Source organism: bacterium (assembly GCA_016786595.1).
GTDB lineage: Bacteria > Bdellovibrionota_C > UBA2361 > SZUA-149 > JAEUWB01 > JAEUWB01.
This window is the reverse complement of the sequence record JAEUWB010000060.1, coordinates 26,184-36,289: the sequence shown is the minus strand read 5'-3', so window position 1 is coordinate 36,289 and position 10,106 is coordinate 26,184. Positions and strand designations below refer to the sequence as shown.

General features: G+C 43.3%; 10 protein-coding genes. 6 read left to right on the top strand and 4 right to left on the bottom strand.

Annotated elements, in window-relative coordinates:
• The first annotated feature begins 9 nt into the window (after positions 1-9).
• The 3 genes from JNK13_10880 (at position 10) to JNK13_10870 (ending at position 2,988) form a co-directional block, all read left to right on the top strand.
• The gene (locus tag JNK13_10880) at positions 10-669 is read left to right on the top strand and encodes a 4'-phosphopantetheinyl transferase superfamily protein (protein MBL7663241.1); all 660 of its coding nucleotides are present in this window, start codon (positions 10-12) and stop codon (positions 667-669) included.
• Between the two features lie 76 nt (positions 670-745).
• Positions 746-1,390, top strand: coding sequence for a carbonate dehydratase (gene can, locus JNK13_10875; protein ID MBL7663240.1), 645 nt, complete (start codon positions 746-748; stop codon positions 1,388-1,390).
• Positions 1,391-1,446: 56 nt separating this feature from the next.
• Positions 1,447-2,988 (top strand): hypothetical protein, encoded by a 1,542-nt coding sequence (locus JNK13_10870; protein ID MBL7663239.1) that lies wholly within the window; start codon positions 1,447-1,449, stop codon positions 2,986-2,988.
• On the opposite strand, the gene JNK13_10865 is transcribed toward JNK13_10870, so the two are convergent.
• The gene (locus JNK13_10865; protein ID MBL7663238.1) at positions 2,985-4,424 is read right to left on the bottom strand and encodes a hypothetical protein; all 1,440 of its coding nucleotides are present in this window, start codon (positions 4,422-4,424) and stop codon (positions 2,985-2,987) included. The genes JNK13_10870 and JNK13_10865 overlap by 4 nt on opposite strands.
• Before the next feature lie 99 nt (positions 4,425-4,523).
• Here JNK13_10865 and JNK13_10860 point away from each other — a divergent pair, with 99 nt between their 5' ends.
• Both JNK13_10860 and ettA read left to right on the top strand, forming a co-directional pair.
• Positions 4,524-5,285, top strand: a complete 762-nt coding sequence (locus JNK13_10860; GenBank protein MBL7663237.1) for a hypothetical protein — start codon at positions 4,524-4,526, stop codon at positions 5,283-5,285.
• A 63-nt stretch (positions 5,286-5,348) separates the two neighbouring features.
• Complete coding sequence (gene ettA, locus JNK13_10855; protein MBL7663236.1) at positions 5,349-7,031, top strand: energy-dependent translational throttle protein EttA; 1,683 nt, start codon at positions 5,349-5,351, stop codon at positions 7,029-7,031.
• A gap of 198 nt (positions 7,032-7,229) precedes the next feature.
• Here ettA and JNK13_10850 read toward each other — a convergent pair whose 3' ends face one another.
• From JNK13_10850 to JNK13_10840, 3 genes are read right to left on the bottom strand one after another with little or no spacing between them, the layout of a single operon-like run.
• The gene (locus tag JNK13_10850) at positions 7,230-8,132 is read right to left on the bottom strand and encodes an RsmB/NOP family class I SAM-dependent RNA methyltransferase (GenBank protein ID MBL7663235.1); all 903 of its coding nucleotides are present in this window, start codon (positions 8,130-8,132) and stop codon (positions 7,230-7,232) included.
• A gap of 19 nt (positions 8,133-8,151) precedes the next feature.
• Positions 8,152-8,511: a nucleotidyltransferase substrate binding protein gene (locus JNK13_10845; protein MBL7663234.1), complete on the bottom strand. Its 360-nt coding sequence runs from the start codon at positions 8,509-8,511 to the stop codon at positions 8,152-8,154.
• A complete protein-coding gene (locus JNK13_10840) occupies positions 8,501-9,082 on the bottom strand; it encodes a helix-turn-helix domain-containing protein (protein MBL7663233.1) in 582 nt (193 codons plus the stop codon). The genes JNK13_10845 and JNK13_10840 overlap by 11 nt, the downstream gene beginning before the upstream one ends.
• A 151-nt stretch (positions 9,083-9,233) precedes the next feature.
• Here JNK13_10840 and nadE point away from each other — a divergent pair, with 151 nt between their 5' ends.
• Positions 9,234-10,106, top strand: coding sequence for an NAD(+) synthase (gene nadE, locus JNK13_10835; protein MBL7663232.1), 873 nt, complete (start codon positions 9,234-9,236; stop codon positions 10,104-10,106).

Here is a 10,106-nt window from a genome sequence, read left to right as displayed (position 1 = left end):
AGCTTATGCATGAAATTTCAGGAACGCAGAAAAGTTATGCAGTATCCGGGCACTGTTATGCTGCTCGAGAAACTAGCACTAAGCGCTGGGACATCTCACAAGGAAATTAGAGCACTTGCTCGTGAGCGGATTGAAGCAGCTCTTCAAGTCGCTTTAATCGAGCTTGGTGGATTGCCGCAAGCTGCTCAAAAAAATTGGCGGCTAGAGCGTAATGCGCAAGGGGCTCCAATTTTTCCAGCAGGATACGTTGGGTCAATTGCCCACTGCCAGTCACATGCTGCTTTAATTGTCGCGCCTCAGGGCAGGCAAAATGACGATCAGACAAATTATGGGCTGCGCTCTGTTGGGATCGATGTTGAAGATATTTCTCGTTTCTCCAATTTGTCGATTAAAAACCGCATTCTTTCCATGGAAGAATTACAGGAACAAGATTTAAGCCTTAAAGATCTGGCGCTGATTTTTTGCGCTAAAGAAGCTCTCTATAAAATGCTTGCACCACTTGTGAAATCTTGGTTTGGACTGCGTGATGTTAGCTTAGCTAAAACAGCTGATGGTTTTCGTGCAAAGACTTTAGTAGATTTATCTACGGAATTTAAGGCTGGATCTGAGTTCTCTGTGCAGGCATATTACGATAATAATCTTGTAATCGCTTGGTCAAAGCTTCCGTAGCATACGAGACGGCTAGCGTAAAAATTATTCTTTCCATGTCTTGACTAACAAGAGCTGAACGGATTTTATAGCCTTAATGCGAAATCTAAATCATATCTTTGAGAACAATCGAGTCTGGGCACAAGAGTTTACGGCAAAAGATCCTAATTTTTTTGAAAAACTCGCTACTGCTCAAAATCCTAAATATCTCTGGATTGGCTGCTCTGATAGTCGTGTTCCCGCAAACCAGATTATGGGATTGCCCCCCGGGGACGTGTTCGTGCACCGCAATGTTGCCAACGTCGTCGTGCACACAGATTTTAATTCCCTATCAGTGATCCAGTTTGCAGTAGAAGTGCTGAAAATCGAACATATTATTGTTTGTGGTCACTATGGTTGCGGGGGAGTCCAAGCAGCGATGGGCAATAATCAACTTGGCCTGCTTGATAACTGGCTACGCCACATCAAAGATGTGTATTCAAAGCACGACGAGCTCTTGGCTCAAATTAGCGATCAGACCAAGCGTCACCGTCGGCTTTGCGAATTAAATGTTGTCGAGCAAGTTTTTAATGTCTGCCATACCACGATTGTGCAGCACGCTTGGGGCTCAGGACGAGCACTTTCAGTGCATGGCTGGGTTTATGATCTGACCGATGGATTGCTTAAAGATCTTAACTTTTGCGTAACGAAGCCAGACGAAGTTAATGCGATTTATCATGTGGCAACAACCCAAATCAAATAGACCAGAATAAAATATTCGACGTAGAAATATTTTATTGTTAGTCTTTTTTCAGGCGCGTGAAATCCTCAAAGGCTGGCATATTTTTCCTGATCCTCTTCTCTCTGCCCTTTGCAGCAGTTGGTGTATTTGCTGGCTATACTGCAGTCCAAAACTATTTAGCAGGCAAAGACTTAATCAAAGAAGTTTTATTACTTGGAACATTTAGTTTCGTGTTTTCAGCATTTGGTTTTGGCTTGATGTTGGCTGTAATTTATGGAGGGAAACTTGCAGATACAGAGGCAGATCTTAAAGAATTATATCCAACCGAACCCTGGAAGTGGAAAAAAGAGTGGAACGAATTAAAAATTCGCAATCAAGGCAAAGCCGCAGCTTTGGGGCTATTTATTTTTGCAATTCTTTGGAATGCAATTGGTTCAATTCCGATCATAGCGTTTTTACCTGAGGAACTTGCCAAGGGTAACAATTCAGCTTGGATTGGCTTAATTTTTCCTTTAGCTGGCGTGATACTACTTTTTCACGCGGGGCGACTGATTCTACAAGCGCGTGAAGTTGGCGATGTTTATTATATCCCTCAACGCTTACCTGGGGTGATCGGCGGGTTTCTCGAAGGTAGTATCGACCTTACTAACTCACGAGAACCGCAAGCATCTGGCACGCTAATTTTGACTTGCTACCATATCGATTCGACTGGAGATAACACCTCAACCACAGTAATTTGGCAGGGCGAACAGGTAGTTGATGTTAATTTATTAAAGCAGCGGCGTATCCCTGTGCGCTTTCAAATTCCATCTGACCTGCCAAGTTCATCGCCTGATTACAAATCTGTGCGATATGAATGGAAATTGTGCCTAGCTTTTGCCAAGCGTGGGATTGATCTAAAAGTTGAATTTATACTGCCGGTCTTTAAAACCAAAGACAGTGTAGAAAACATTAGCCGAGAAGAAATTGTAAAAAATGTCACGCCGACATCACTTGATCCTAGCGAGTTTGCAAAGCACGGAATTTCTATTTCGCGCATCGGTGACAGCGAAATTATTTACTTTGGACCTTTGAGAAACATCGGGACAGTTATCGCCTTTAGCACCTTTACTTTGATTTGGGTTGCAGTTGCCGTGGGCACCTACATTGGCAAGGCTCCACTTATTTTCCCAATTGTCTTTGGCTTTTCTGGACTGTTGATGATCTATGGCTTGCTGTGGTGTTGGGTTGGGTCGTATAGAATTAGAATTTCAGCAAGAGATCTGGGACTGAAAATTGCTTGGCTAGGGATTGGCAGGGAAAAGGTTTTTACAAAACCTGAAATCAAAGGCATTGCAGTCGACAATGGAATGACTAGTGGAAACACGCAGTTTTATGATTTGCACGTGATTCTTAATCGCGAGAGTAAAACGATGCAATTTATGCAGCGTAAATATTCGCGACTAGCTGGAGAAAAGATGCCCGATTTGGGCATCAATGCCTTTCAATTTGTAAAAGTCGCTTCTTCAATACCGGGCAAAAAGCCTGCCCAAGATATCGCGCTCTACATCGTAAAAATTCTAAGAATCGAATTTTATGACAACCCGCGCCGCAAAATGCTGATCGATAAGAGTGCTTAATTGTCGCTACCTGCCTTTGCTTGGAAATGTGCATAAGTGCAAATACATAAGCCAATCAAGACACTGAGCATTGCTGCTGCCACGATATAATAGGGATTCTCAGTCACATTGGCATAAATTGAAAATGGTGTGCCAATTAATACTGAACTGGCGATAGCAAGAGCAATCGCTTTCTCTGAAATGCGCCGACTATAAATTGCAAAGAATGTGGGAAACATTCCAGCCGAAGCAAGTGCACCGTAGGAGAGGAAGACCCACATCAACTTTGGTTGTAGTAATGCGATGCTCGTGCCTAAGGTTGTAAGTGCCAGCATAAACAAGCGCGAAGCCGTCAGTAGTTTCTGATCGTTTGCAGCTGGGTTGAAGTAACGTTTATAGATGTCAATTGATCCTAATGAACTTGCTGCGCAGCAGGCAGAATCCATCGTCGAACATAGTCCTGCGAAAGCCATGATGCAAAATAGATAAAGTGCACTCTTCGGTAATAAATAACCAATTACAGTTGGTCCGACTAGCTGTGGATCGTTAAGCTTTAGTAGCCCCGCTTTAACTAGGGGGACAGCGATAAAGCCAAAAGTTGAGAGTAGAATCGGAACAATCCCAAAAAGTAGCCCGCCGTAGATGAATGTTTTATAGACTTGATCTTTACGCACTGCCATCGCGCGCTGCCAAAACATTTGGTCGCTTAATGGCCCAGCTAGTAAGCTTAAGGTCATGGGGATTCCCATTGAAAAGGCAAGCCAGGGATCAAAAATTGATTTACCATGATCATTAATCCCGCCTAAGCCCGAGAGAGTTAAGCTTAGGCCACCAGAGTTAAACAAGCAGAGTGGCACTAGGGTAAAACAAATTCCAAGCACCATTAACATTTGCACGACATCAGTTAGAATTGATGCTTTAAGACCACTTACTAGTGAATAAGAAAGCGCCAGACAGGCAATGCAGATGATTGCCAGATTGATACTTACTCCGCTGACTGCATGTAATAATGTGCCGCCAGCGAGTGCATTGATAATAATTGCTCCGAGCTGATATCCAAGTGCGACGACAAGAAATGCAAGATGCGCGTACTTACAGCCGTTGAAGCGTTGGGCAATGTATTCTGGGAAAGTAAATCCTTCGGGTAATTTCTTTCTTAATTTTACTGCCAGTGGCGCATAAAGAAAAAAACAAAGCACATTCGGAAAGGTAAACCAAAAAATTCCTGCCAATCCGTTTTGATATGCTTGCATTGAGCAAATAAAAATCGCCGGAGCCCAAATCCAGGCTACGGCAATACTGAGTGAACCCTGCAAGAGTGAGACATTGCGGTTTGCTACCAAGAAAGCGTTCGAGCTGAGTTTCTCTTTAGATACGGTCGCTAAGACCAGCGTAATCATGGCCAAGCCAAACGTGATTAAAAGCGTAAATCCTTCGAATTTTGTGAGTAGATACATAACAGCCCTCTAATATGCATAATTACTATGCTACTTATTAAGAGTGGCAAATATCACCACAGTATGATTTAATAGATTGTATTTATTATATAATTTATTATGCAGACTTCTTATCAGCCAGTTTTTCAACACCTTGGGCTAGCCCAGAATGAAGCACGTATTTACGAAACCCTTTTAAGGTATGGCGAGCTTTCGATTGGACAAATTGCTGTTAAGTCTCACGTCCATCGGCGCAATGTCTATGATTCAATCCACCGCTTGCTTGAGCGTGGACTTGTGTTTGAAATTCTTCAAAAAATTGAAAGTAAATATCAAGCCGTTGATCCCAATAAATTAAACGAGATTATTGAAGAAAAAAAACGCGCGCTTAGTGCTGTGCTCCCAGAATTGGAAGCCTTATACCGCGGCACTCCGCACCTGCAGGCAACGTATCTTTATCGTGGGCTTGAAGGCTGGAAGAACTACATGCGCGATATTATTCGTCTGGGGGAGGATTTTTATTGTATTGGCGGGAAAGGTGGATGGATGGAAACAAAAACACTGCCATTTTTCCAGCAATTTATCAAAGCTGCGACGCGGAAAAAAATCAAGTATTTTCATCTCTTTGATTACGAAGTCAAAACGAGCAATCATCCGATTTTAAAGCATGTCGGGAAGAACTATAAATTTTTCCCCCAAGGCTACTCTGCGCCTGCTTCAATTGATATTTTCGGCGACAGGGTTAATGTTGTCTCGAATATCCACCTTGGTGGGGTGGAAGAAGACATGTGCTTTGCGGTGATTGTTGATCAACGTGTTGCTGATGCGTTTCGTATTTGGTTTAAGTTTATGTGGGATTTTTGTCCCTGCGAAGTGGAATAGAGCGTTAAGCAAGATGATCTAGACTTTGATTTTTATTCTGTTTCAGTATAGAGCTTAGCAGTTATGTCAGAAAAATATGCTTTCTCAATGATGCAGGTCTCAAAGACCTATCCACCACAAAAAACAGTCCTAAAAGATATTAGTTTATCTTTTTTCTATGGCGCGAAGATCGGCGTCTTAGGTTTAAACGGCTCAGGTAAATCAACCCTGCTCAAAATCATGGCAGGCGTTGAGAAAGACTTTGTAGGGGAAGCATTCCCCGGAGAAGGCATTAGTGTTGGCTATCTCGCCCAGGAACCAGAGCTCGATGAAAACAAAACCGTTCAGGATGTAGTCAAGGAAGGTCTTGGCGAAACCGTCAACTTACTCAAGCGTTTCGAAGAGATTAGTAATTCTTTTGCTGACCCAGATCTTGATCCAGATAAAATGGAAAAGCTCCTGGAGGAGCAAGCAAAAATTCAGGAACAGATTGATGCCTGCAATGGTTGGGAAATTGACCGCACAATTGAAATCGCCAGCGATGCACTGCGTTTGCCAGATGCTGACGCGAAAATAAAAATCTTATCCGGAGGGGAGCGCCGCCGCGTCGCATTATGTCGCCTCTTGCTACAAAAGCCTGACCTCTTACTACTTGATGAGCCAACCAACCACCTCGATGCGGAGTCTGTGGCTTGGCTTGAACAATTCTTGCAGGAGTATCAAGGCACGGTTGTTGCTGTTACCCACGACCGTTACTTTCTTGATAATAGTGCACAATGGATTTTAGAATTAGATCGCGGACATGGCATACCCTGGAAGGGAAATTATTCATCTTGGCTTGAGCAGAAAGAAAAACGCCTCCAGCAAGAAGAAAAATCAGAGTCACGCCGACAAAAAACACTAGAACGCGAGTTAGAGTGGATTCGTATGAGCCCCAAAGCGCGCCAAGCTAAAAGTAAAGCTCGTGTCCAAGCTTTTGAAAAATTAGCGAACGAGCACGGTGCCCAAAAAATTGAAGACGTTGAAATTTATATCCCGCCTGGGCCGCGCCTGGGAGACCTGGTGATTAAGGGTGAGGGGGTTACTAAAAGCTACGGAGAAAAAGTACTGTTGCAGGACTTTAGTTTTGATCTCCCTCGCGGTGCTATTGTGGGCATCATCGGCGGTAACGGCGCTGGTAAGACCACACTTTTTAAGATGATTACCGGCCAAGAAAAACCTGACACTGGGAAAATTATTCTCGGTGACACTGTAAAGCTTGCCTACGTTGATCAAATGCGCGGGTCGTTAAATCCAAATTATTCAGTCTGGGAAGAAATTTCCGACGGTGGAAAAGATTTGGTGATGCTTGGGAATCGGGAAGTGCCGTCACGCGCTTATTGCTCATGGTTTAATTTCTCTGGTTCTGACCAACAAAAGAAAGTCGGGAGTTTGTCAGGGGGGGAAAGAAATCGTCTGCAGATGGCGAAACTTCTCAAGACAGGGGCTAACGTTTTACTCTTGGACGAACCTTCAAACGACCTTGACGTTAATACTTTACGCGCGCTGGAAGATGCAATTTTAAGTTTTGCTGGTTGCGTGCTGGTGATTTCGCACGACCGCTGGTTCTTAGACCGCGTGGCAACTCACATTTTGGCTTTCGAAGGCGATAGTAATGCAGTGCTTGTCGAAGGCAATTTCCAGGACTACGAAGAGGATAAGAAAAAACGACTGGGAGTGGATTCCTTAATTCCAAAGCGGGTCAGGTATAAGAAGCTCGTGCACTAAGCGCTGATACGCTCCCACGGCCATTACGATAAGCAACAGGACGCTAGAGTAGGTGTTGCCAGCTTAGGCTTGAACTTATACTTCTCCCTACCCTTTGCCTTTTTCAAGTAACCCCGCACCTTCGGCCAAACTTAACTAACTCATTAGTTCACCTCAGCTTTCCGTACAACCCATAACTTAATGGCCGTGGGTACGATCCTAACTTGAAGATTTTTTAAGTAAGCAAGTAAATCCACCAAGTCCTAAACCCTGATTCGGCCAGAGGCGATAGCAAGCAAATTCGACAACAGAGGATTGATAAGCGCGATGAGTTTCAACGGGAATTGCTGTAATGCCTGGAAATTCACGTAGCGCCCAAGCGATGACATCTTCATTCTCGTCTTTAGAAAACGTGCAGGTCATATAGGCAATATGTCCTCCGGGGGCCGCGGCCGTGATCGCATTGGCTAAAATGCGCCTCTGGCGCATCGCATTCTTTTTGATCATTGTTGGGTGAAACGTTGCATCAGAATTTTTATCTTTGCCGAGCAAGCTTTGCCCCGAGCAAGGCGCATCGACAACTACGAGATCAAATTCCTCACTGTGAAATTCTGCAAAATACGAAGGGTCGAAAGCAGTCACTTCAATATTCTCTAAACGATATTTGATGACGTTCTCGCGTAATATTTTTGTCCGCGACTTGACTAGCTCGTTTGCGACAAACTTCTCAATCTTCGTGCTTGAGTTAAAATAGCGATAAGAAAAAATTGTTTTTCCGCCCGGGGCGGCACAAAGATCGAGAATACGTTGCGGTGGGCTAGTCATCCCCGCAACAATTGACCCTTCAAAAATAGAGGAAAGATCGAGAGGGTAAATCTGCCCGGCCTTAAACTCCGCAAGCTGACTAGGTAATGTGCCCAGTGGTGGAATCGAGACAAAATTCGGCACCCAAGCCGCAAGGGCTGTTAGATCTGCCGCGCCGTGCTGCTCAGAGCTCAACCAAATAAATGCCTTTTTCCCGGTAAACTGATTGTTCAGTAAGTTAGCAAGTTCTGTCAGCTCACTTTGATCAGGAAAAAAAGGGTTTAAAATTCTTTCAATGGATTTTATTGAACGGGCCATGCTATTGAGTTATTAAGAATTATTTTAACAGTAAGGCACCTTCGCGGACTAGCTGTTTCATTAAGTCCGCAAAATCTTCGTCTTTAATACCAATATAGTCATGCACAGATAAATTCCTAGCATTTAGAAACCTGCACCAGAGGTCGGGATCTTTAATCAATTCCATTTGAGCCGCTGCACGAATCGCATCACGAGGATTGTACGTTTCATATCCTGCTAAATCTGCTTCTTGCTTAAAATGTTTCCAAGCGTATTCAAAAAATACTTCAAATGCTTTGGTCGCAGCCGCAAACGCCAAGGGCTCACTTTGATCTTTTTTCCAAAATGATTGGGCATTTTTGAGTAAAGAGTATGATTCTTCAAGTTTTTTATTTTTCATAACGTAGTTTGTCTGAGCCTTTTAATAATACTTCCCAAGCTTTAGGTTTCCCGCCGATAAATTTTATATCTTTGGAAATGCTTGTAAGAAAATATTGATCAGCATTGTTTAAATTTGTTAGTTGCACTGATAAAATGTTGGCTTCATTCCAACAGTCTACTTTATCCAATAGTGAGCTGTAGAGTGAAAACGGAATTGGTTTAATTGTATATAGTCCAATATCAAAATCTGAATATTTCTTTTCAGTGCCACGTGCACGTGAACCGTATAGAACAAATGCAGCTTCAGGGCATGCAGTAACTAACTCATCGATTAGGGGCAGAATAGGTTGTTCAGGGTATTGGAAAGATTCAAGTCGATGTTCGAGGAGAGCATCTTTAGGATGTAGTCCTAAGTAGTTCAATATTTTTTCAAGCCCATCGGGTAGAGGCTTTGCTTTACTATTTAAATAATCCGACACGGTATTTCTGTGAACACCGATCGTAGTTGCAAAGTCGTGTATAGATTTAAATCCAAGCGTTTTGATTTTTTGGCGTAGTAAGTGAGAGTTGATAATATAGCTTATTTGCATGAAAAACTATTCTTTGCATAGTTATACTATGCAAGAAGCTTGCTTGCAAGAATTTTGAGATATATCCTCGATCACGTACCGGGTTACTATGTTAAGTTAATGTAATGATTGATAATTTGTTATCTAAGGTCAATGCGATTGAAAGATTTTTATGCTAACCAAAGTTGAAGCAACTGCACATAAAATTGAAGAGGCAATTAAGGAATTCTGCGAAATCGCAGTTATCGCCGTCAGTGGCGGGGTCGACTCGGCAGTCGTGGCTTCAGCAGCTTGCGCAGCACTTGGACCTGAACATGTCATCTTAGTTTCGCTGCCAATCTCAGAAACAGATCGAGGTGTTTTTAACCGACGCAGCGCTGAACTGGCTGCTAAGTTGGCAAGTCGACATCTTAAAGTTGATCTCACCGCTCTGAAAGAAGCATTTGACCAAACACTCAAAGCAGCTATTCCTGAACTGACGAGTAAGGTAACCCAAGCCAAACCGAGCGTGCTCTCAAAAAGCGATGCCCGGATAAGAACATTACTGCTCTACGCCGTCAGTGAACAGCTTAGCGCCAGTAACGACACTCTGCCGCTAAAACGCATCCGTGTAATCGGCAGTGCAAATTTGTCAGAAGAGTTAATCGGCTACAATGTGAAAGGTGGGGATGCCTTGGCTGATTTTTTCCCACTCGGCGATTTATTTAAGTCCGAAGTTTACCAATTGGCGCGGCATTATGAAGTGCTTCCCGAAATAATTAACGCCCCGCCAACCTCGGGACTTTGGGGACAAAAACCATTTTCCGAAGAAGTTGGCTTTACGCATGAAGCACTAGAACCAGCTTTTGTCGCGCTTTTACGGGCGTTGCGACGCGGGATAAAAGATAATGAGCTGGCAATCACAACTGAAGAATTCGCCCGAATTGATCGAAAAGTTGGCGAATTTGTTATAAAACGCTTTACTTCAAACAAACATAAACGGGTTATGCCGCGTAAGGTTCCATTGCGAGGCACGGAATTTGTTAAAGATATTTTCAACGATTAA

Bases quoted from the DNA above. Each gene is read 5' to 3' on its own strand.
- JNK13_10880 (MBL7663241.1), top strand. From the start codon at position 10: ATGAAATTTCAGGAACGCAGAAAAGTTATGCAGTATCCGGGCACTGTT.
- can (MBL7663240.1), top strand. From the start codon at position 746: ATGCGAAATCTAAATCATATCTTTGAGAACAATCGAGTCTGGGCACAA.
- JNK13_10865 (MBL7663238.1), bottom strand. From the start codon at position 4,424: ATGTATCTACTCACAAAATTCGAAGGATTTACGCTTTTAATCACGTTT.
- JNK13_10860 (MBL7663237.1), top strand. From the start codon at position 4,524: ATGCAGACTTCTTATCAGCCAGTTTTTCAACACCTTGGGCTAGCCCAG.
- ettA (MBL7663236.1), top strand. From the start codon at position 5,349: ATGTCAGAAAAATATGCTTTCTCAATGATGCAGGTCTCAAAGACCTAT.
- JNK13_10850 (MBL7663235.1), bottom strand. From the start codon at position 8,132: ATGGCCCGTTCAATAAAATCCATTGAAAGAATTTTAAACCCTTTTTTT.
- JNK13_10845 (MBL7663234.1), bottom strand. From the start codon at position 8,511: ATGAAAAATAAAAAACTTGAAGAATCATACTCTTTACTCAAAAATGCC.
- JNK13_10840 (MBL7663233.1), bottom strand. From the start codon at position 9,082: ATGCAAATAAGCTATATTATCAACTCTCACTTACTACGCCAAAAAATC.
- nadE (MBL7663232.1), top strand. From the start codon at position 9,234: ATGCTAACCAAAGTTGAAGCAACTGCACATAAAATTGAAGAGGCAATT.